Below are 21530 nucleotides of genomic sequence, written 5' to 3'. Positions count from 1 at the left end.
CCCAATGAGACGGTTTCGGTCAAACTGGGTGGTTGAACGAAAGTCGCCCCCGGCCGGAGCCGGGGGCGACTGGGTTTTACCACTGCTGGGGCGGGTTGCCCTGCTGGCCGTAGCCTCCGCCGGGGGGCGGCTGCGGGGGCTGGCCGAAACCGCCGGGCGGCGGCTGCTGGCCGTAGCCCTGCTGCGGCGGAGGCGGACCGCCGAAACCGCCGGGCGAGCCGAAACCGCCGGCCTGGCCGGGCGGCGGGCCGAAGCCGCCGGTGGGCGGGCCGGCCAGGACCGAGCCGCCGAGCCCGACGTACTGCTTGGTCTGGTCGAGGAAGCCCATGATCCCGACGCCGGTGATGACCAGCCCGAACAGCAGGGTGAACACGACCCGGGTCGGCGTGCCGCCGCCCTCGGCCATGATCAGGATCGAGCCGACCAGCAGCAGCGCGCCGCCGCCGACGGTCACGTAGTGCGCGAAGCTCTTCCGCAGGTAGATCAGCACCGCGCCGGCGACCGCGGCCAGAGAGCCGACCAGCAGCACGGTCAGGTACACGTACACCCTGGTCGGAATGGCATCCGAGGCAGCCTCGATCGCTCGCTCGCAGAGGTCCCGCGGCGCGCCCTCGGCGACGCAGTCGTCGACCGCGTTGCCGGTGCTGAGCTCGGAGAACAGCGTGATGGTGAGGATCGCGGCGATCAGGCCGAACACGCCGACGACGCCGGCGACGATCATGACGATCATCTGCAGGTTGGACCGCTGGCCGCCGAAGCTCGGCGGAGCGCCCAAGCCGCCCTGCTGGGCGAAGCCGGGTGGGGGGCCGTAACCGGGCGGCGGGCCGCCGTAACCCGGTGGGGGGCCGTAACCGGGCGGCGGGGCGCCGTAACCGGGTGGCGGGGCCTGCCCGAAGCCGGGCTGCTGGCCCGGGTAACCGGACGGCCCGGGCGGAAAGTCGGACGCGCTCGGCGGGGGCGCGTAGGGCGGCTGCTGCGGAGGCAGCGAGCCGGGCGGCACCATCTGGGTCTTGTCTCCCGGCTGCTGCTGGCCCGGGCGCACCACCTGGGTGCGCTCGACGCCGTCGGCGCCGGGCTGGCCGGCCTGACCCGGGGCGCCGAGTACCTGCGTCGGTCCGGGCGCGTTCAGGGCCGGATTGTGCTCGGGCGCACCACTCGGTTGCCCCTGCTCCTGGTTCGGCTCACTCTGCCATGGCTGCTGTGGCTCGCCGCCCTGCCACGGTGGGTTCGGCGGCTGCGGGGCACTCATCGGTCCAACCCTTCACCTGCGCTGTCGAGTTGCGTCCGGGCCAACGCTAGCGGATAGTGCATGGCTTTGCCGGTAGCGCCCCACCCACCGCGCCGGTCAGCGTCCGGCCAGGAAACCCAGCAGATCCTGCCGGGTCACCACACCCGCCGGCTTGCCGTCGACCAGCACCATCGCGCCGTCCGCGGCGGACAGCGCGCCCATCGCCACGGTGATCTGCTCGCCGGCCCCGATGGTCGGCAGCGGCGGCGACATGTGCTTGTCCACCCGGTCGGCCAGCGCCGCCTTGCCGGTGAACAACGCGTCCAGCAGGTCGCGCTCGTTCACCGCGCCGACCACCTCGGCGGCCATCACCGGCGGCTCGGCGCTGACCACCGGCATCTGGCTGACCCCGAACTCGCGCAGCACCCCCACGGCGTCGCCGACCGTCTCGCTCGGGTGCGCGTGCACCAGCTTGGGCATCGCGCCGTCCTTGCGCCGCAACACGTCGCCGACGGTGGCGCCGGAGTGCTCCGGCGGCAGGAAGCCGTAGGAGGCCATCCACTGGTCGTTGAACACCTTGGTCAGGTAGCCGCGCCCGCCGTCCGGCAGCAGCACCACCACCACGTCGTCCGGACCGAGGCGCTCGGCCAGCCGCAGCGCCGCCGCGGCCGCCATCCCGCACGACCCGCCGACCAGCAGCCCTTCCTCCCGGGCGAGGCGCCTGGTCACGCCGAAGGAGTCGGCGTCGGACACCGCGATGATCTCGTCGGCGATGTCCCGGTCGTAGGTGGTCGGCCAGAAGTCCTCGCCGACGCCCTCCACCAGGTAGGGCCGCCCGGTGCCGCCGGAGTACACCGAGCCCTCCGGGTCCGCGCCGACGATCTGCACCCGGCCGCCGGAGACCTCCTTGAGGTAGCGCCCGGTGCCCGAGATGGTCCCGCCGGTGCCGACCCCGGCGACGAAGTGGGTGATCCGGCCCTCGGTCTGCCGCCAGAGCTCCGGACCGGTGGAGTGGTAGTGGCTGGCCGGGTTCTCCGGGTTGGAGTACTGGTCCGGCTTCCAGGCGCCCTCGATCTCGCGGACCAGCCGGTCGGACACGTTGTAGTAGGAGTCCGGGTGCTCCGGCGGCACCGCGGTCGGGCACACCACGACGTCGGCGCCGTAGGCCTTGAGCGCGTTGCGCTTGTCCTCACTGACCTTGTCCGGGCAGACGAACACGCACTTGTAGCCCTTGCGCTGGGCGACAAGGGCCAGGCCGACGCCGGTGTTGCCGGAGGTCGGCTCCACGATCGTGCCGCCCGGCCGCAGCGCCCCCGAGCGCTCGGCGGCCTCGACCATGCGCAGCGCGATGCGGTCCTTGACGCTGCCGCCCGGGTTGAAGTACTCGACCTTGGCCAGCACCAGCGGCGCCAGGCCCTCGGACAGCCGGTTCAGCCGCACCAGCGGCGTGTTTCCGACCAGGTCGATCACGTGCTCGACGTATTCCACCGAACTCTCCTTTACGGGCAGCCTTGTGGGCAGTGCCCGGCCATGACGGCGCCACTCGGGGCCACCCTATCGGCCGGCGCGGCAGCGGCGATGGCGCGCGGAACGTGGGCGCTACCAGGCCCAATATCATACGTTGGCGATCCACCCCAGCGCGTTCGAGCCGCATTCGAGCCGGACGTCAGCCGGCCCCCACACAATTCCGACACCTTTCAAATGACCCGGTTCGGACGATATCGGAAAGAACCGGCGCATCAGTCCGGCGGTCAGCGACGACACCGGGCGTGACGAGGGGAGGACGGCGATGGCGGGTGCACGGATCGTGCGGGCCATGGTGTTCACGGCCGGATCGGTCGGCGGACTGTCGGGGGCGGCATACGGACTTCTCAACGGCCAGTCGAGGAAAGCTAGGTCGATAATCGGCCGGCCGAAGGAGTTACCGCTCAATGCCGACGGCGTTTACCTGCCCGACGGGACCGGACCATTCCTGGACGCCGAGCGGCCGCTGACCCTGGCCATGCTCGGTGACTCGCTGGCCGCCGGGATCGGGGCCGAGTCGCCCGACCGGCTGCTGGGCGTCCTGCTGGCCACCGGGCTCGCCGAGGAGGCCGACCGCCCGGTCCGGCTGACCACGCACGCCATCAGCGGGTCCAAGACGTTCGACCTGCCGGCCCAGGTGGACCGGGCCCTGATCAACCCGCCGGCAGTGGCGGTGGTGATCGTCGGCGGGAACGACGTGACCTCGAAGTCGAGGATCTCCAGTTCGGTCCTGGTGCTGCGCACCGAGGTGGCCCGGCTGCAGGCGGCCGGTACCCGGGTGGTCGTCGGCACCTGCCCGGACCTCGGGGTGGTGCGCTCGATCCCGCAGCCGCTGCGGGAGCTCGCCAGCCGGTTCAGCCGGTCGCTGGCCCGGGCCCAACGCCGCGAGCTGGACCGGCTCGGGGTCGGCTCGGTCGCCCTCGGGGAGCTGCTGGCACCGGACTTCCTGCTCCGCCCGGATCAGTTCTTCAGCCCGGATCGCTTCCACCCCAACGGTTCCGGCTACGAGCTGGCGGCCGGCGTGCTGCTGCCGGCGCTGTGCGCGGTGCTCCCGTCGCCCGTTCAGGTGAGCCGACTGGCCGCATAGCGCGCCCGGCCAACATCACAATCTGCGGTCCGCTACCCAGAGGTAACCTCAGGTGTCGCACGTCACCCGGCACACCCATGAGGAGCGGAAACATGCCAGAGGCCGTCATCGTGTCCGCCGTCCGATCGCCGATCGGACGCGCGTCCAAGGGATCACTGGTCGACCTGCGGCCGGATGACCTGACCGTCCAGATGGTGCGGGCCGCGCTGGACCGGGTGCCCGCGCTCGACCCGAAGGACATCGACGACCTGATGCTCGGCTGCGGCCTGCCCGGTGGCGAGCAGGGGTTCAACCTGGGCCGGGTGGTGGCCGTGCTGCTCGGCTACGACCACCTGCCCGGCTGCACGATCACCCGGTACTGCTCGTCGAGCCTGCAGACCACCCGGATGGCCCTGCACGCGATCAAGGCCGGCGAGGGTGACGTGTTCATCAGCGCCGGCGTGGAGACCGTGTCCCGCTACGCCAAGGGCAGCTCGGACTCCTGGCCGGACACCCGCAACCCGCTGTTCGGCGACGCGCTGGCGCGCACCGCGGCCACGGCCGAGAAGGGCGCGGACTCCTGGCACGACCCGCGCGAGGACGACGCGGTCCCAGACGTCTACATCGCGATGGGGCAGACCGCCGAGAACCTGGCGCTGGCCAAGGGCGTGACCCGGGAGGACATGGACCACTTCGGGGTCCGCTCGCAGAACCTCGCCGAGCAGGCGATCAAGGACGGGTTCTGGGCCCGCGAGATCGTGCCGGTGGAACTGCCGGACGGCCGCATCGTGGACACCGACGACGGGCCGCGCCCGGGCATCACCTACGAGAAGACCGCGACGCTGCAGCCGGTGTTCCGGCCGGACGGCCGGGTCACCGCCGGCAACTGCTGCCCGCTCAACGACGGCGCCGCCGCGCTGGTGATCATGAGTGACACCAAGGCGGCCGAGCTGGGGATCACGCCGCTGGCCCGGATCGTGTCGACCGGCGTGTCCGGCCTCTCGCCGGAGATCATGGGTCTCGGCCCGGTGGAGGCCTCGAAGCGGGCGCTGGCGCTGGCCGGCATGACCATCGACGACATCGACCTCGTGGAGATCAACGAGGCGTTCGCCGCCCAGGTGATCCCGTCCTACCGCGACCTGGGCATCGACATCGAAAGGCTCAACGTCAACGGCGGCGCGATCGCCGTCGGGCACCCGTTCGGCATGACCGGCGCCCGGATCGCCACCACGCTGATCAACTCTTTGCAGTACCACGACAAGCAGTTCGGCCTGGAGACCATGTGCGTCGGCGGCGGCCAGGGGATGGCGATGATCCTGGAAAGGCTCAGCTAGCTCTACGCGCTCGGGGTCAGGCGGGTGGCGGCGGTGATAACTCTGTCGAAGGCGTCGCCGTCGCGCGGGTCGTAGAGGCCGGCGAGGAGCTTGAGCACGAGCTTCATCAGGGTGGTGCGGGGCAGGCCGTACTTCGTGGCCACCCGCATCACCGCCGGGTTGCCGATCAGGCGGCTGAAGATGTTGCCGAGGCGGTAGTAGCTGCCCAGGGACTGGCGCAGCGCCAGCGGGTAGCCGGCGAGGGCGCGCTCCCGGGCCGGACCCTCGGGACGGGCCAGGGCCTGGATCACGCACTCGGCGGCCAGCCGGGCGGACTCCATGGCGTAGCCGATGCCCTCGCCGTTGAACGGGTTGACCATGCCGCCCGCGTCGCCGACCAGCAGCAGCCCGGACGAGTAGTGCGGGGTGCGGTTGAAGCCCATCGGCAGGGCCGCGCCGCCGATCTTGCCGGCGGCGTTGGCCTCGCGCAGGCCCCACTCCTCCGGCGTGCCGTCCAGCCAGGAACGGAGCAGGGCGCGGTAGTCGGTGCTGCCGTACGCCTTGGAGGTGGACAGGATGCCGAGACCGACGTTGACGGTGCCGTCGCCCATGCCGAAGATCCAGCCGTAGCCGGGCAGCAGCTTCGGCTCCGCCGGGTCGGACCGGTCCCACAGCTCCAGGTGTGACTCGAGGTAGTCGTCCTTGCTGCGCGGGCTCGTGTAGTACCGGCGCACGGCCACACCCATCGGCCGGGTGTCGTTCTTGTCGATGCCCATGGACAGCGCCAGCCGGGCGGACACCCCGTCGCAGGCCAGCACGATCGGCGCCCGGTAGCTGACCGGCGCCTTCTCGGCGCCGGCCCGGGCGCTCACGCCGACGATCCGGCCGGTGCGCTCGTCGGTGATCGCGCCGGTGACCGTGGTCTGCTCCAGCAGCCGGGCGCCGGTGCGCTGCGCGGTGCGGGCCAGCAACTCGTCGAAGTCCTGCCGCGGCCGGACCACGCCGTAGGGCGGGAAGGTGGCCAGGTCCGGCCAGTCCAGTTCGAGGGTGACCCCGCCGCCGACCACCCGCAGGCCCCGGTTGTGCAGCCAACCGGCCTCTTCACGGGTGTCGATGCCGAGGTCGATCAGCTGCTTGACGCCGCGCGGGGTGAGCCCGTCGCCGCACACCTTCTCCCTCGGGAAGGTGCTCTTCTCCAGCAGCAGCACATCCAGCCCGGCCCGGGCCAGGTAGGTGGCGGCGGTGGCTCCGGCCGGACCGGCGCCGACCACGATGACCTCCGCGTCCTCTCCCGCCTTCCGCCGGCTGATCGACGCGCTCATGGGGCTCCCCGGCTGCTTGTGAATCCGTTCACGAACTTGGCGCCCAGTTTAACCTGCGTCCACCCCGGACCCGGCGAGCCTCGCGCGGGTGAAGAAGATCGGTTAGCGCCCCAAATCCATTGCTTTTGCCGGCACACTCCGTTAACCGTGGTAGGTATCACCGGGCCGCCGCGGGAGATCCGAACCATATGGTGTTGAACGGCGCACTGCACTCGATCAGGACCAGGAGCTCCAGGACCGGTCCGGATCGGCTGGCGAGCTTCCTGACCGCCCTGCGCCAGACACCGATTCCGACCTCGCCGCCGCCGCACGACAGCCATCAGGAGGCCCTCGGGCTGAACCTGCTCGCCCTGGCGCTGCGGCTGGAACACATCGACCGGATGTCCGAGGAGCTGACGCTGGCCGACTCCACCCACATGGCCCGGTCGGTCAGCATCGACGTGAACATGACCGTGCTCACCGCCGAGCAGTTGCAGGCGCTGCGCTCGGACCCGTCCCAGGAGGGCCGCCCGTCGACGGTGTGGGTCCCGGTGGCCCGCCAGTCGCGCACCGACCTGGCGCCGGTCGTGGTGCGCAACGCCGCCGGCGAGGTGGTCCCCCGGCTCACCCAGGTGGAGACCGCGCACGCGCTGATCCACGGGATGAGCAAGGCGTTCCGGATGTTCCTCGACTCCGACCCGCGCACCGAGGACGGCGGCGAACTGCTGTACGACATCCGGCACGGCCTCAACCGGTCCCGCTGGCTGGTCGAGGCCACCATCGCCCGGATGATCGACACCGGCGGCCGGTACCTCGGGCCGGACCCGGGCCGGTCCGCCCGGCACCGCCCCACCGACTCCGACAGCATCCGGGACAAGGCCGTGGCGGCGGTCCGGCAGCTGTTCGCCATCGACAGCCCGTTCCTCGGGCTGCTCGACGTGGCCGTGTCGGAGTACCTGCTGGTGGTCCAGGTCCGCACCAGCAAGACCCAGGCGTTCCTGCGCTACGACGCGCCGGTCATGCCGGCCCGGTCCCAGCAGCTGCGCGGCCGGGCCACGATCGCCCGGTGGGGCGCGTTCCGGCGGGAGATGACCGTGCAGTACGCCACGGTCATCCCGCGCGCGGTGAACAGCTACCACGTCACCCTCGAGGTGCCGCCGGAGATCCAGGTGCGGCGGTTCTTCCTCACCAGCGACGTGGACGCGCCGGCGCTGCGCACCCTGGTCAACGACATGGTCGCGGTGGCCGACAGCTACGTCGAGCTCGGCGCGGTGTCACCGAAGCTGCTCGAGGCGGAGCTGCAGGGCATCGTGTCCCGGCTGGCCGAGTTCGGCCGGCGCCGGTACCGCGACCTCGAGGTGTTCATGTCCTACATCGAGGACTGCTACTCGACGTTCTCCCGGCGCCGGCCGCGGTTCCCGGCCCGGTCCGAGACCCCGGCAGCGGTGTCGGCCGCCGACAGCCTGGTGCCGCACCGCCGGATCATCACCGGGCTCGGGCACCTGGCCCACCACTACGAGACCGACAACCTGCGCAAGCTCGCCGACGGCCGGCTGGTCCAGCCGGACGAACTGCGCCGCTGGGCCGACGCGCTGACCTCCTCCCAGGTGTCCACGGACATCTACGTGGACAACGACCCCCGGGAGAACGCCGGGCACGCGCACTGGCAGCGGCGCCCGTTCGGCTCCGACCCGCAGTCGATGGAGCCGGTCTCCGCGACCGTCTACATGGCCCTGGTGGACGACCCGCCGTCGCTGGCCTCCAACGTGTCCAAGCTGCTGCTCGCCGTGCTGCTCCTGGTCGTCGGGTTCGGCGTGCTGCTCCAGCCGCAGCTGTTCGCGGGCGTGCCGCTGCTCGGTCCGCTCGGCGCCTGGTTGGGCCTGCCGGGCAGCAGCGACTCGGTGATCTCCTCGGCGGACGCGATCGTGACCATGCTGCTGCTGGTGCCCGGCGTGATGCTGTCCCGGCTGGACATTCCGTCGAACAAGTCGGTGCTGGGCCAGCTGCGGCTGTTCCCGCGCTACGTCGCGTACACCGCGGTGATCATCGCCGGGACGCTCGCGCTGGCCGTGGCCGGCGGGCGGGACGACCGGCTGGCCGTGCCGTTCGTGCTCGCCATCGGAGCGCTGCTGGTGCTGGCCGCGCTGGTCGCCATCGACGGCACCGCCCGGGCCGTCAAGCGGCGCAACCGGGTCCCGGTGAACCACGCCTGCCCGAACTGGCTGATCACCGAGATCCTCCGGAAACCGGGGCGGCCCAAAGGCTGCACCGCCAACTTCTCCACGATCAGGTCGGATGACGATGACTAGGGCAGCCAGCCGCGAACAACCCACGCTCGCCGCCGTCGCGGCCCGGGCGGCCACCGCCGGCAGCGCGACGGTCATGTTCAACGTGACCCACTTCGGCGCGACCGACCGGGCCGCCGCGGACGCGCCGCAGATCGACTTCAGCCCGCCGACCGAGCACGACCGGGCGGCCACCGAGACCCTCGCGTTCTACCCGGCCGCCGCCGGGTTCCAGGTGCACACCTGGATTCCGGACAGTCCGCACAAACCGGTGGAGGGGGTGTCCATCAACCGGATCACGGCGAGCCCCCGCCCCGCCGAGCGGGACCCGGCCACCCACGTCTACCGGGGCAGCGTGGTGATCAACCCGAACTTCCTCTACGACCCGGCGCACAGCACCGAGCTGCTGATCACCGCGGGCTACGACCGGTGGCAGCCCGACTACGCCGACTCGCTCATGATCACCCGGATCTACCGGGGCATCGCCACCTCGGCCGCGGCCGACGGCGGGGTTCCGGTGCTGTTCCTGCAGAGCCCGGTCGCGCCGTACCGGGATCCGCCGGGCCGGTTCCGGGAGGACGGTTCCGGCGAGGCGCCCCGGGTGGCCAACGGGTTGGCGGTGCGGGTGCTGGTCGGGCTGGACGACCGCAACCCGGCCAAGCGGTTGGCGCTGCTGCGCCGGATCACCGAGATGGCCGAGGAGTACGGCCTGGGCCTGCAGATCGCCGACCGCCGGTTCGGCCGGGTGCGCGGGGAGTGGTGGTCGGTGCTGGCTCCGGACCTGGCGCGGTACGCCGCCCGCAAGACGGAGCTGTTCGGCTGGGCGCCGGCCGGCGCGCCGCAGGCGGTGGAGCTGGTCACGTTCGTCGGGCCGGCCCGGGTCGGCTCGTCGGCCGCGATCGCCGAGGACCTGGTGGCCCGCAACATCGGCATCCTGGCCACGTCGGCGGCGACCCTGCAGGAGATCGCCTTCATCAACATGATGCTGCCGGTCGCGCCGGCCCGGCTGGACCGGGCCCACCCGTCCGGCACCTGCCTGCCGATCGTCGAGGGCCTCGGGCAGGTGGCCAGTGACTGCGGGCTGACCCGCAAGCAGGACCTCAAGGAACGGCGCAGCCACATCGCGCTCACCGCCGCGACCGACTACCAGGTGCTGTCCACCGGGCCGGTCCGGCCCGGGATGGCCGCGCCCGAGGAAGCCGACGAGCACCCGCTGTGGCTGTCCTGGATGGTCCCGCTGGACCGGGACCCGGCCAGCCGGCCCCCGGACGTCGCGCAGCTGGTGCTGGCCCAGCTCCGCGAGGCCGCCGACCGGGTCACCAGCGGCCGGATCGACTACTACCGGGTGCGGGTGCAGCCGGACGGCCGGGTCCGGGGCCGGGCCAAGATCAAGGTCCGGCTGGTGGACGGGGTCACCCGGGGCCAGATCCCGGCGCTGCTGTCCGAGCTGTGCCCGTGGGCGCAGCGCGAGGTGGTGGCCACCCTGGTGCGTGATCACGTGCCGCTGCGGTCCATCCGGCTGCGGCTGGCCTGGCGGGAACGGTGGCTCGGCCGGGTGACAACGGTCATGTGAGACTGGCCAAGTGAGGGCTGACGTTCATCAGACGGCACAGAAGTCCGGCGAGCTGTTCGACCGGGCCCGCGCGGTGACCCCGGGCGGGGTGAACTCGCCGGTGCGGGCGTTCCACGCGGTGGGCGGCACGCCCCGGTTCATGGTCCGCGGCGAGGGTCCGTACCTGTGGGACGCCGACGGCAACCGCTACGTCGACCTGGTCGGCTCCTGGGGGCCGATGATCCTGGGCCACGCGCACCCGGAGGTCGTCGACGCGGTGCGCGCCGCGGCCGGCGACGGGTTGTCCTTCGGCACCCCGACCCGGGGCGAGGTGGAGCTGGCCGAGGAGATCATCGGCCGGGTCGCGCCGGTCGAGCAGGTGCGGCTGGTCAACTCCGGCACCGAGGCCACGATGAGCGCGGTCCGGCTGGCCCGCGGGCACACCGGGCGCAGCCGGGTGATCAAGTTCGCCGGCTGCTACCACGGGCACGTGGACGCGCTGCTGGCCGACGCCGGCTCGGTTGTGGCCACCCTCGGCCTGCCGACCACGCCCGGGGTGACCGGGGCCGCCGCCGGCGACACGATCGTCTTGCCGTACAACGACATCGACGCGGTGCGGGCGGCGTTCGACGCGCACGGCGGCGAGATCGCGGCGGTGATCACCGAGGCGGCCGCGGGCAACATGGGTGCGGTGCCGCCGGACTCCGGCTTCAACGCCGCGCTGCGCGAGATCACCGCCGGGCACGGGGCTCTGCTGATCATGGACGAGGTGATGACCGGGTTCCGGGTGTCCGCGGCCGGTTGGTTCGGCCTCGACGCGGTGGCGGCCGACCTGTTCACCTTCGGCAAGGTCATGTCCGGCGGGCTGCCGGCCGCGGCGTTCGGCGGGCGCGCCGAGGTGATGGCGTCGCTGGCGCCGGCCGGCCCGGTCTACCAGGCCGGCACGCTGTCCGGGAACCCGGTGGCGGTGGCCGCAGGCCTGGCCACGCTGCGGGCCGCCGACGCCGCGGTGTACCGCGCGCTGGACGCCAACTCGCAGCGGCTGGGCGCGCTGCTGACCAACGCGCTCACCGAGGCCGAGGTGCCGCACCGGGTGCAGTACGCCGGCAACCTGCTCAGCGTGTTCTTCAGCGCGGCGCCGGTGCGGGACTACGACGCGGCGAAGGCCACACAAACCTGGCGGTTCCCGGCGTTCTTCCATGCCATGCTGGAACGTGGGGTGTATGCCCCGCCGAGCGCGTACGAGGCGTGGTTCGTCAACGCGGCCATGGACGATGCGGCCTTCGATGTGATCGCCGACGCGCTCCCGGCCGCCGCCCGGGCGGCGGCAAGCGCTACGGAGGGACGCAGTTGACCAGGACGGTCGTGCATTTGTTGCGGCACGGTGAGGTGCACAACCCGACCGGGGTGCTGTACGGCCGGATGGCCGGCTTCAGCCTGTCCGAACTGGGGCACCGGCAGGCCCTCACCGTGGCAGAACACCTGCGGGACAACGACATCACCTACGTCGTGGCCTCCCCGCTCGACCGCGCGAGGCAGACCGCCGCGCCGGTCGCCGACTCGCACCGGCTGGAGCTGGCCGTCGACGAGCGGCTGATCGAGGCGGCCAACCAGTTCGAGGGCAAGAAGGTGTCCATCGGGGACGGTGCGCTGCGTTCGCCGCAGAACTGGCCGAAGCTGCGCAACCCGTTCCGGCCGTCCTGGGGCGAGCCGTACCTGGAGATCGCGCACCGGATGCTGGCCGCGGTGCACCGGGCGCGGGAGCAGGCGGCCGGGCACGAGGCGGTGTGCGTGTCGCACCAGCTGCCGATCTGGACCGTGCGCCGGTTCCTGCAGGGTCAGCGGCTCTGGCACGACCCGCGCAGGCGGGAGTGCTCGCTGGCCTCGCTGACCAGCCTGGTGTTCGAGGACGAGCAGCTGGTTCGGGTGAGCTACTCGGAACCGGCCGGGTCGAGCAGTCCCAAGGTCACCGGTGCCTGACCCGGTGGGCGCGCGGCCGGTGAACGCGGCATGAGGCTGGTGGTGCTGCTGCTCGGCGCGCTGCTGGCGGCGGGGTGCTCCGCCGGCACCGACGCGGTGGCCACCGGCACCGAGTTCCAGTTCGTCTCCCCGGAGGGCAAGACCGAGATCTTCTACGAGGGCGACGACCGCAAGGCGATCGGCGACCTGTCCGGGGAGAGCCTGCTGGAGCGGGACCGGAAGATCGCGCTGTCGGACTTCGCCGGCCAGGTCGTCGTGATCAACATCTGGGGCTCGTGGTGCGGCCCGTGCCGGGTGGAGGCGCCGGAACTGCAGAAGCTGCACGAGGCGAACCAGAAGTCCGGGGTGACCGTGCTCGGCGTCGACGTGCGCGACGAGCAGCGCACCGCCCCGGAGGACTTCGTCCGCGACCGGGGCCTGACCTACCCGTCGATCTACGACCCGCCGGGCCGCTCGCTGCTGGGCCTGAAGGGCTACCCGCGCTCGGTGGTGCCGTCCACGATCGTGCTTGACCGTGGCCACCGGGTCGCCGCCGTCTACCTGCGCGACCTGCTGGCCAGCGACCTGCAGCCGCTCGTCGAGCGCCTGGCGGCCGAGCCGGCGCCGTAGGCGGGCGTCACATTGCTTTCCCCAGCGTCGGCGTCCCGCGCGGGCCGCCTACCCTGGTCGGCGTGAACCCCGCCGAGCTCGCCCAGACCGGCCCGCTGCTGCTGGCCAGCGGGTTGGCGCTGCTCGCCGGGGCCATCTCGTTCGCCTCGCCGTGCGTGGTTCCGCTGGTTCCCGGCTACCTGGCCTTCCTCGCCGGGCTGGTCGGCGCCGAGGCCCCGGCGGTGAGTGAGCAGGAGGAGCCCAAGCGCGGCCGGCTGCGGCTGGTGGGCGCGGTCGGGTTGTTCATCCTGGGTTTCACCGTGGTGTTCGCCATCGGGGTGGGCAGCCTGGTCTGGCTGGCCGACGCGGTCGCGGTCAACCAGGGCCTGCTCGAGCGGCTCGGCGGGGTGCTCACGATCGTGATGGCGCTGGTCTTCGTCGGGCTGGTCCCGGTGCTGCAGAAGGACGTGCGGCTGCACCGGGCACCCCGGATCGGCCTGGCCGGCGCCCCGGTGCTCGGAGCGATCTTCGGGCTGGGCTGGACCCCGTGCATCGGCCCGACCCTGTCCGCGGTGCTGGCCATGGCGGCGAGCACCGGCGGCACCGCGGCCCGGGGCTACCTGCTGGTCCTGATCTACTGCCTGGGCCTCGGCCTGCCGTTCCTGCTGATCGCCTTCGGCGCGAGCTGGGCGGTGCGGGCCAGCGGGTGGCTGCGCCGCAACGGCCGGGTGATCCAGTACGTCGGCGGCGGGCTGATGCTGGTCGTGGGGGTGCTGCTGGTCACCGGGCTGTGGGGTGAGCTGACCGCGTGGCTGCGCAGCGCCCTGGTCGCCGACACGAGATTGCCGCTCTAGTGTCCCTGGACAGCATCGAGACCGGCGCGCCGCGGGACACCGCGCCGCGGCCGGCGCACCCGCTGCTCGCCTTCCTGCGCAACACCTGGCGCGGGCTGACCTCCATGCGCACCGCGCTGGTCCTGCTGTTCCTGCTGGCTCTGGCCGCGCTGCCGGGTGCGCTGGTGCCGCAGCGGTCGCTGAACCCGCCGAAGGTGGCCGACTACATCGCCGAGCACGGCTGGTGGGGTGCGCTGCTGGACCGGCTGCAGTTCTACGACGTCTACGCCAGCGTCTGGTTCTCCGCGATCTACCTGCTGCTGTTCGTCTCCCTGGTCGGCTGCCTGGTGCCGCGCACCCTGGAGTACGCCCGGTCGTTACGCGCCAGGCCGGTGCTCACCCCGCGCAACCTCAGCCGGCTGCCGCACCACAGCACCGCGACCGTGGCCGCGAGCGTCGACGAGGTGCTGGCCGCGGCCGACCGGCGGCTGCGCGGCTGGCGCCGGGAGCGGCGGGACGAGCCGGGCGGCGCGGCCAGCATCAGCGCGGAGCGCGGCTACCTGCGGGAGACCGGCAACCTGCTGTTCCACTTCGCCATGCTCGGCCTGGTGGTGGCGCTGGCGATCGGGAAGATGGTCAGCTACGAGGGCCAGGTGATCGTGCTGGCCGACGGCTCGGAGTTCTGCAACTCCGGCACGTTCGGCTACGACTCGTTCCGGCCCGGGCTGCGGGTCGACGGCACCGACCTGAACCCGTTCTGCGTCAAGGTGAACGGGTTCTCCGCGCGGTACCTGCCCAGCGGCGCGGCGGAGAGCTTCACCGCCGACGTCGACTACCAGTCCGGGGCGGACCTGGACAGCGGCACCTGGCGGCCGTACCGGCTGCGGGTCAACGACCCGCTGCGCACCGCGGGCGACCGGGTCTACCTGCTCGGCCACGGCTACGCGCCCACGTTCACGGTGACCTTCCCGGACGGGTCCCGGCGGACCAGCACCATCCAGTGGCGGCCGGTGGATCCGCGCACGCTGCTCTCGGAGGGCGCGACCAAGCTCGACCGGCCGGGCGTGACCGACCCCACCCAGCGCCGGCAGACCCAACTCGCGATCACCGGCCTGTTCGCGCCGACCGCCGTGTTCCGCGGCACCCTGCTCGACTCCGGTTTCCCGGACCTGCTCAACCCGGCCGTCGCGGTGGACGTGCTGCGCGGCGATCTCGGCCTGGACGCCGGCCGGGGCCAGTCCATCTTCAGCGTGGACCAGTCGCTTGTGGACAACGGCCGGCTGGCCCGGGTGGCCCGGGCGAACCTCAAGCTGGGCCAGGAGATCAAGCTCGACGACGGCACCACGGTCCGGTTCGACCGGGTCGAGCAGTGGGTGTCGCTGCAGGTGTCGCACGACCCGACGCAGGGCTGGATGCTGGTGTTCGCCCTGCTGCTGATCGCCGGGCTGGGCACCTCGCTGACGGTCAAGCGGCGGCGGCTGTGGATCCGGGCCACCCCAGCGGCCGGCGGCGGGGATCAGTGCGTCCAGTCGGCGGTGGGTGACCCGGCCAAGGGAGGCCCCACTTCGTTGCCGCCCGGGAAGAACCGTACGGTGGTCGAGGTCGGTGGGCTCGCCCGCACCGACCGGGCGGGATATGGCGAGCAGTTCGACCGGTTGTCGGCCGAGCTTGTCCGCGGGAGGGAACCCTGATGCCGGCCACCGATTCCTTGGCCACCTACAGCGACTGGACCTACTTCGGCGCTGTGGCGATCTACGTCCTGGCCGCGGTGCTCTACCTCGCCGAGCATGCCCTGCAACGCACGCCGGTCGCGGTGCCGGCACTGGTCGGTGCGGACGGCGCGGACGAGGTCGCGCCGGAACCGGTCGCGACCGAGTCGAACCGCGCGGAGCGGTTCGGCCGGATGGCCGTGTCGCTGACCGTGCTCGGCGCGGTGGTGCACCTGATCTCCTTGGTGCTGCGCGGGTCGGCGGCCGGTCGGGTGCCGTGGGGCAACATGTACGAGTTCGGCTCGCTGCTCTGTCTCGGCGCGGTGCTGACCTGGCTGGTGCTGCTGCGCCGGTTCCCGGTGCGGCATCTGGGCGGGTTCGTGCTCGTTCCGGTCGCGCTGCTGATGTTCCTCGGCGGCACCGTGCTCTACACCAGCGCCGCTCCGGTACAGCCGGCGCTGCAGTCCTACTGGTTGGTGATCCACGTCTTCACGGTCGCCACGTCCAGCGGCGCGCTGCTGGTGGCGGGGGTGGCCAGCCTGCTGTACCTGATCAAGACCAACCCGGACCGGTTCGCCCGGCTGGCGCCGCGCCTGCCCGCCGCCGACACCCTGGACCGGGTCGCCTACCGCATCACGATCATCGCCTTCCCCGCCTACACGATGGCGGTCGTGTTCGGCGCCATCTGGGCGGAGGCGGCCTGGGGCCGGTTCTGGGGCTGGGATCCCAAGGAGACGTGCGCGTTCGTGGCCTGGGTGGTCTACGCGGCGTACCTGCACTCCCGGGCGACCGCGGGCTGGCGGGGCGGCCGGGCGGCGGCGATCAACGTGCTCGGCTTCGCGGTCATGGTCTTCAACCTGTTCTTCATCAACCTGGTGATCGCCGGTCTGCACTCCTACGCCGGCGTCGGTTGATCGTCCGTCACGCCCCATGTCGCGCCCGACGATCGGATGCGACTACCGTCGTATCCGCAAGCCGTAGTTCAGGGAGGACCCCAGCGTGAGTGGGCGTCAGGACGAGCCAGCAGAGCCGAACCCGAGCGGGCCACAGCCCAACGTCGATCTCGACGAACTCGACGGCCAGACGCACGATTTCGGTCCCATGCCGACCTCGTCCCATCTTGACGAGGAGGAGCGGACCGACTCCACTCCCTATCCGGGACACCAGTCCGGCCCGCACCCCGCGCCCCCCGAGCAGTCCGGCCCGTATCCCGCAGGCGGCCCGTCCGGTCCGCACCAGGTGCCCGGCGGCCCGTCCGGTCCGCATCACGTGCCCGGCGCCTCCGGCCCGTATCCGATGCCGCCCGGCCCCGGTCCGTACCCCGTTCCCGGCGGTTCGGGTCCCTACCCCGTCCCCGGCGGTTCGGGTCCCTACCCCGTCCCGGGCGGCTCCGGCCCCTATCCCGTCCCCGGCGGCTCCGGGCCGCACCAGGTCCCGAGCGGTCCCTACGCCGTGCCCGGCTACCCGGCTTCGCCGTACCAGCAAGGCTTTCCGCCGCGCCCGGGGCAGCAGGCGCCGAACCGGCCACCCGGCACGCCCGACCCGCACGGTCGGGGCGAGCTGGCCACCAACCGGTTGGTCAAGCAGGCCAAGCGGGAGCCGAAGACGGGCTGGCGGCGCGCGGTGTGGGTGGCCACCGGTCACCTGATCAACGTCGGCGAGGCGCCCGCGGACGTCCAGCGGCGCGAGTTGATCGGACGGGTCAACCAGCCGCTGCGGGGCTGCTACAAGATCGCGATGTTGAGCCTCAAGGGCGGGGTCGGCAAGACCACCACCACCACGACGCTCGGCTCCACGTTCTCCTCGCTGCGCGGCGACCGGGTGATCGCGGTGGACGCCAACCCGGACCGGGGCACGCTGAGCCAGAAGATCCCGCTGGAGACCACCGCCACGGTCCGGCATCTGCTCCGCGACGCCGACCGGATCCGGCGCTACAGCGACATCCGGGCGTACACCTCGCAGGGCCCCAGCCGGCTCGAGGTGCTGGCCAGCGACCAGGATCCGGCCGTGTCCGAGGCGTTCAGCGAGAACGACTACCGGCGCACGATCGCGCTGCTCGAGCACTTCTACAACATCGTGCTCACCGACTGCGGCACCGGCCTGATGCACTCGGCCATGAAGGGCGTGCTGGACCTGGCCGACTCGCTGGTCGTGGTGTCGTCCGGGTCGGTGGACGGGGCGCGCAGCGCCTCGGCCACGCTGGACTGGCTGGACGTGCACGGCTACCGGGACCTGGTGGCCCGCTCCGTCGCGGTGATCAACTCGGTGCGACCGAAGTCCGGTTCGGTGGACCTGGACCGGCTGGCCCAGCACTTCGGTTCACGCTGCCGAGCGGTCTGCCGGATTCCGTTCGACCCGCACCTGGAGGAGGGCGCGGAGATCGAGCTGGAACGGCTCAACCCGGCCACCCGGCTCGCCCTGCTGGAGATGGCGGCTACGGTCGCGGACGCCTTCCCCGGAACGTAAACCCCGTCTTCAGCCGGCGCCGCCGTCGTCCTCGTCGGGGCGGCGGCGCTTGCGTTCGAGATCGCGGAGGAACTCGGGGTCGTCGTCGGGCGCCACCGACCGGCGGCGCGGGGCGACACTGGCCGGGCGGGCGACGAACGCGCGCCACAGCAGCACCAACACGGCGATCGCGCCGATCAGAGCGAGCAAGTACACCATCAGACGTCACCTCCCAGAGAACTCCCCATCGAGATTAGCCCGTTTGTCTGGTTCCGGGGCTCAAGGGGCGACAGTGTTTGCCTGGGCGCGCGCAGCCGATCACCGCTTCGAGTTCGAAATTAGCCCGCGGGAGCGGTCGCCTCGGTGGTGAGCTCGGCGAGCAGGGCCTTGACTTCGGACTCGCGGAACCGGCGGTGGCCGCCAGGCGTGCGGATGGACCCGATGCGTCCAGCGGTCGCCCAGCGCGTGACGGTCTTGGGGTCGACCCGGAACAGGGCGGCTACTTCACCAGGGGTCAGCAGCCGCTCGCCGATGTGTGTCACAGCGGTCAACTCACGCCTCCTCGTTCGCGTCGTGCGCGGTTACCCGCATCGTCGCATCTCGCCCTTCGGGTACTCGAACGGTTGTCTGGAGGTAAAGAGGTAGTAAGGGACAAATCGGCTGCATCGGACATGCCTGTGCGGGCCGACCAGGGACCTAGGCTTAGACCCCGTGGACTCCGTCGACCGCAAGATCATCGACGCGCTGCGGCGCAACGGCCGGGCCACCTATGCCGAGCTCGGCCGGCTGGTCGGGCTGTCGGCATCGGCCGTGCACGAGCGGGTGGGCAAGCTGGAGGCGACCGGCGTGATCGTGGGCTACCACGCGGTCGTCGACCCGCAGTCGGTCGGCCTGGGGGTGACCGCCCTGGTCGGCATCAACCTCACCGACACCGCCGACGACGAGGCCGTCGCCGACGCGCTCGGCGGGCTGCCCGAGGTGGAGTCCTGCTACGCGGTGGCCGGTGACGACACGTTCGTGGTCAAGGTGCGGGTGGCCACCGTCGACAACCTGGAGCACACCCTCGGCCGGTTGCGCCGCCTGGACGGCGTGGCCCGGACTCGAACGACGGTCGTGCTGTCCACCCGGTTCGAGGGCCGGCCCAACACGGCGGCCGAGTAGCCCTGCCCGGCGCGGTACCGTCGGCCCATGTCAGACGGACATCTCGGCCGGGACCTGGCCTTATACACGCTGGCGCGGCTCGGTCTGATGGCCGTGGTCGCCGCCGTGCTGCTGCTGTTCGACGTCCCGCTGCTGGTCAGCCTGGCCGTCGCGATCGTGGTCGGCTTCCCGCTGGGCCTGCTGCTGTTCCGCGGGCTCAACCAGCGGGTCACCAGCGGGCTGGCCGAGCGCGGCGCCACCCGGCACGCGGTGCGCGAACAGTTGCGGGCCGAACTGCGCGGCGACGCGCCCGGCGGGCAGGAGCAGAAGTGACGCCGGTCGACCGCTGTAGCGACACGACCCGGGACTGGGTGTGCCGCGCCGTGCGGATCATCGAGGCCGACGCGAACCGCAGCGCGGACACCCATCTGCTGCCGTTCCCGCTGCCCGCGGACTGGGGGGTCCAGCTCTATCTCAAGGACGAGTCAACCCATCCCACGGGTTCGCTCAAGCACCGGCTGGCCCGGTCGCTGTTCCTGTACGCGCTGTGCAACGGCTGGATCGTGGAAGGCACCCCGGTGATCGAGGCCTCGTCCGGCTCGACCGCCGTCTCCGAGGCGTACTTCGCCCGGCTGCTCGGGCTGCCGTTCATCGCCGTGATGCCCAGCACCACCAGCGAGGAGAAGGTGGCGCTGATCGAGCGGCAGGGCGGCGCCTGCCACTTCATCGACGAGCCGAGCCGGATCTACGAGGAGTCCCTGCGGCTGGCCGAGAAGCTCGGCGGGCACTTCATGGACCAGTTCACCAACGCCGAGCGGGCCACCGACTGGCGCGGCAACAACAACATCGCCGAGTCGATCTTCCAGCAGCTGGATCTCGAGCTGCATCCGGAGCCGGCCTGGGTGGTGGTCGGCGCCGGGACCGGCGGCACCAGCGCGACCATCGGCCGCTACCTGCGCTACCGGCAGCTACGCACCAGGCTGGCCGTCGTGGACCCGGAGAACTCGGTGTTCTTCACCGCCTGGCGGGACGACAACCCGGCGCTGACCAGCAGCCGCGGCTCGCGGATCGAGGGCATCGGCCGGCCCCGGGTCGAGCCGTCGTTCATCGGCGCGGTGGTCGACCGGATGATCCCGGTTCCGGACGCCGCGTCGCTGGCCGCCATCCGCACCGCCGAGCAGGTGCTCGGCCGCCGGGTCGGCGGCTCGACCGGCACCAACCTCTGGGGCGCCTTCGGCATCGTCGCCGAGATGGTCGCCCAGGACTGCCCGGGCAGCGTGGTCTCGCTGCTCTGCGACGGCGGCGAGCGCTACGCGCACACCTACTTCAACGACGACTGGATCGCCCGGCAGGGCCTGGATCTGCGGCCGTACCAGCAGGTGCTCGACCGGTTCCTGGCCACCGGCGAGTGGCAGTACTTCTAGGAGAAGGCCAGCGCGAGCGACGTGCCGAGCGCCCAGACCAGCATGGCCAGCGCGGTGTCCCGCAGCACCGGGATCAGCGACAGGCCCTCCGCGCCGGCGCCGACCCGGCGGGCGGCCGGCAGCACCAGCGGCGCGGCCAGCAGGCCGGCCAGCAGCCAGGGCTCACCGGCGGCCGCGCCCAGCGTGATCAGGAACGGGACCGCGACCAGTACGCAGTAGAAGATCCGGGTGCGGGCAGCGCCGAGCCGGACCGCCAGGGTGATCTTGCCGGCGGCCCGGTCGGTCGGCACGTCCCGCAGGTTGTTGGCGACCAGCACGGCCGCCGAGAACGCCCCGGTGGCCACCGCCCCGGCCAGCCCGGCCCAGGTCAGCCGGCCGGCCTGGACGTAGAGCGTGCCCAGCACCGCCACCGGTCCGAAGAACAGGAACACCGCGGCCTCGCCCCAGCCCGAGTAGCCGTACGGCCGCTTGCCGCCGGTGTAGAACCAGGCCCCGAGGACGCACAGCGCCCCGACTGCCAGCAACCACCACCGCCCGGTGGCGGCCACCAGCACCGTGCCGGCCACCCCGGCGACCGCGAAGCTGGCGAACGCCGCGGTGCGCACCGACACCGCGGTCGCCAGCCCCGACCCGACCAGCCGCAGCGGGCCGACCCGCTCGGTGTCGGTGCCCCGGATCCCGTCGGAGTAGTCGTTGGCGTAGTTGACGCCGACCTGCAGGCTCAGTGCCACGACCAGCGCCAGCAGCGACTGCCACCACACGAACGCGTCGATCGCCGCCGCCGCGCCCGCTCCCACCAGAACCGGCGCCACGGAGTTCGGCAACGTCCGGACCCGTGCCCCCTGCACCCATTGCGTCACCGTCGCCATGCCCCCCATCCTGCTGGATAACGGTGCTTCAGAACGAGGCGGCCACCGCGGCACGATCCACCTTCCCCGGCCCGCGCAGCGGGAGCCGGTCGACGAAGCGGATCGTCCTGGGGACGGCGGCCGCGCCGAGCGCCGCCCGAACCGCGTCCTGTATCGCGGTCTCGTCCCGGACCGACGCGACCACCGCCACCGCGACCCGCTGGCCCCACTCCGGGTCGGGCAGGCCGACCACGCACCCCTCGGTCACCCCGGGCACGGCGGCGATCGCCCGCT

21 protein-coding genes are annotated in these 21530 nt (G+C 72.2%); 14 read left to right on the top strand and 7 right to left on the bottom strand.

Annotated features, from left to right (window positions below; all coding sequences use genetic code 11):
* Window positions 1–76: 76 nt before the first annotated feature.
* Window positions 77–1249: a hypothetical protein gene (locus VFO68_RS16770; protein WP_325159229.1), complete on the bottom strand. Its 1173-nt coding sequence runs from the start codon at window positions 1247–1249 to the stop codon at window positions 77–79.
* Between the two features lie 96 nt (window positions 1250–1345).
* The gene (locus VFO68_RS16765; protein ID WP_325159228.1) at window positions 1346–2716 is read right to left on the bottom strand and encodes a cystathionine beta-synthase; all 1371 of its coding nucleotides are present in this window, start codon (window positions 2714–2716) and stop codon (window positions 1346–1348) included.
* Between the two features lie 301 nt (window positions 2717–3017).
* Between VFO68_RS16765 and VFO68_RS16760 the strand changes: the two genes are divergently transcribed.
* Together VFO68_RS16760 and VFO68_RS16755 are read left to right on the top strand one after the other, a co-directional pair.
* Entirely contained in the window at window positions 3018–3839 is an 822-nt protein-coding gene (locus VFO68_RS16760) for an SGNH/GDSL hydrolase family protein (RefSeq protein ID WP_325159227.1), read from the top strand.
* Window positions 3840–3931: 92 nt separating this feature from the next.
* Window positions 3932–5152 carry an acetyl-CoA C-acetyltransferase gene (locus VFO68_RS16755; RefSeq protein WP_325159226.1) on the top strand — a complete coding sequence of 407 codons (1221 nt, stop codon included), beginning with the start codon at window positions 3932–3934 and terminating at the stop codon, window positions 5150–5152.
* A 2-nt stretch (window positions 5153–5154) separates the two neighbouring features.
* Here the strand turns inward: VFO68_RS16755 and VFO68_RS16750 are convergent, their stop codons facing one another.
* Complete coding sequence (locus VFO68_RS16750; protein ID WP_325159225.1) at window positions 5155–6453, bottom strand: geranylgeranyl reductase family protein; 1299 nt, start codon at window positions 6451–6453, stop codon at window positions 5155–5157.
* 194 nt (window positions 6454–6647) lie between these two features.
* Between VFO68_RS16750 and VFO68_RS16745 the strand changes: the two genes are divergently transcribed.
* From VFO68_RS16745 to VFO68_RS16705, 9 genes are all read left to right on the top strand, one after another.
* Entirely contained in the window at window positions 6648–8741 is a 2094-nt protein-coding gene (locus VFO68_RS16745; RefSeq protein WP_325159224.1) for a hypothetical protein, read from the top strand.
* On the top strand, window positions 8728–10290 hold the full coding sequence (locus VFO68_RS16740; protein WP_325159223.1) for a hypothetical protein: 1563 nt from the start codon (window positions 8728–8730) through the stop codon (window positions 10288–10290). The genes VFO68_RS16745 and VFO68_RS16740 overlap by 14 nt, the downstream gene beginning before the upstream one ends.
* A 10-nt stretch (window positions 10291–10300) precedes the next feature.
* On the top strand, window positions 10301–11623 hold the full coding sequence (gene hemL, locus VFO68_RS16735) for a glutamate-1-semialdehyde 2,1-aminomutase (protein ID WP_325159222.1): 1323 nt from the start codon (window positions 10301–10303) through the stop codon (window positions 11621–11623).
* Entirely contained in the window at window positions 11620–12249 is a 630-nt protein-coding gene (locus VFO68_RS16730; protein ID WP_325159221.1) for a histidine phosphatase family protein, read from the top strand. The genes hemL and VFO68_RS16730 overlap by 4 nt, the downstream gene beginning before the upstream one ends.
* A 30-nt stretch (window positions 12250–12279) precedes the next feature.
* Entirely contained in the window at window positions 12280–12858 is a 579-nt protein-coding gene (locus VFO68_RS16725; RefSeq protein ID WP_325159220.1) for a TlpA disulfide reductase family protein, read from the top strand.
* 62 nt (window positions 12859–12920) lie between these two features.
* On the top strand, window positions 12921–13691 hold the full coding sequence (locus VFO68_RS16720) for a cytochrome c biogenesis CcdA family protein (RefSeq protein ID WP_325159219.1): 771 nt from the start codon (window positions 12921–12923) through the stop codon (window positions 13689–13691).
* A 104-nt stretch (window positions 13692–13795) separates the two neighbouring features.
* Window positions 13796–15361, top strand: coding sequence for a cytochrome c biogenesis protein ResB (gene resB / locus VFO68_RS16715; RefSeq protein ID WP_325159231.1), 1566 nt, complete (start codon window positions 13796–13798; stop codon window positions 15359–15361).
* Window positions 15361–16293, top strand: coding sequence for a c-type cytochrome biogenesis protein CcsB (gene ccsB, locus VFO68_RS16710; RefSeq protein ID WP_325159218.1), 933 nt, complete (start codon window positions 15361–15363; stop codon window positions 16291–16293). The genes resB and ccsB overlap by 1 nt, the downstream gene beginning before the upstream one ends.
* A gap of 187 nt (window positions 16294–16480) precedes the next feature.
* A complete protein-coding gene (locus tag VFO68_RS16705) occupies window positions 16481–17845 on the top strand; it encodes a MinD/ParA family ATP-binding protein (RefSeq protein WP_325159230.1) in 1365 nt (454 codons plus the stop codon).
* A gap of 9 nt (window positions 17846–17854) precedes the next feature.
* On the opposite strand, the gene VFO68_RS16700 is transcribed toward VFO68_RS16705, so the two are convergent.
* Complete coding sequence (locus tag VFO68_RS16700; protein ID WP_325159217.1) at window positions 17855–18043, bottom strand: hypothetical protein; 189 nt, start codon at window positions 18041–18043, stop codon at window positions 17855–17857.
* A 119-nt stretch (window positions 18044–18162) separates the two neighbouring features.
* Window positions 18163–18375 carry a BldC family transcriptional regulator gene (locus VFO68_RS16695; RefSeq protein WP_325159216.1) on the bottom strand — a complete coding sequence of 71 codons (213 nt, stop codon included), beginning with the start codon at window positions 18373–18375 and terminating at the stop codon, window positions 18163–18165.
* Window positions 18376–18535: 160 nt separating this feature from the next.
* Between VFO68_RS16695 and VFO68_RS16690 the strand changes: the two genes are divergently transcribed.
* The 3 genes from VFO68_RS16690 to VFO68_RS16680 are packed head-to-tail and all read left to right on the top strand — an operon-like array spanning window position 18536 to window position 20388.
* Entirely contained in the window at window positions 18536–18985 is a 450-nt protein-coding gene (locus VFO68_RS16690; RefSeq protein WP_325159215.1) for an Lrp/AsnC family transcriptional regulator, read from the top strand.
* Window positions 18986–19012: 27 nt separating this feature from the next.
* Window positions 19013–19297 (top strand): DUF4229 domain-containing protein, encoded by a 285-nt coding sequence (locus VFO68_RS16685; RefSeq protein ID WP_325159214.1) that lies wholly within the window; start codon window positions 19013–19015, stop codon window positions 19295–19297.
* A complete protein-coding gene (locus tag VFO68_RS16680; protein ID WP_325159213.1) occupies window positions 19294–20388 on the top strand; it encodes a PLP-dependent cysteine synthase family protein in 1095 nt (364 codons plus the stop codon). The genes VFO68_RS16685 and VFO68_RS16680 overlap by 4 nt, the downstream gene beginning before the upstream one ends.
* Here VFO68_RS16680 and VFO68_RS16675 read toward each other — a convergent pair.
* Window positions 20385–21257: a 1,4-dihydroxy-2-naphthoate polyprenyltransferase gene (locus VFO68_RS16675; protein ID WP_325159212.1), complete on the bottom strand. Its 873-nt coding sequence runs from the start codon at window positions 21255–21257 to the stop codon at window positions 20385–20387. The genes VFO68_RS16680 and VFO68_RS16675 overlap by 4 nt on opposite strands.
* A gap of 28 nt (window positions 21258–21285) precedes the next feature.
* Window positions 21286–21530 (bottom strand): AMP-binding enzyme (locus VFO68_RS16670; protein WP_414635518.1); only part of this gene is annotated, 245 nt, incomplete at its 5' end.

The sequence above is a fragment of the Actinophytocola sp. genome, from assembly GCF_035712165.1.
Taxonomy (GTDB): Bacteria; Actinomycetota; Actinomycetes; order Mycobacteriales; family Pseudonocardiaceae; genus DASYTH01.
The sequence above is the reverse complement of the archived record's forward strand: the minus strand, read 5'-3'. Positions and strand labels throughout refer to the sequence as shown.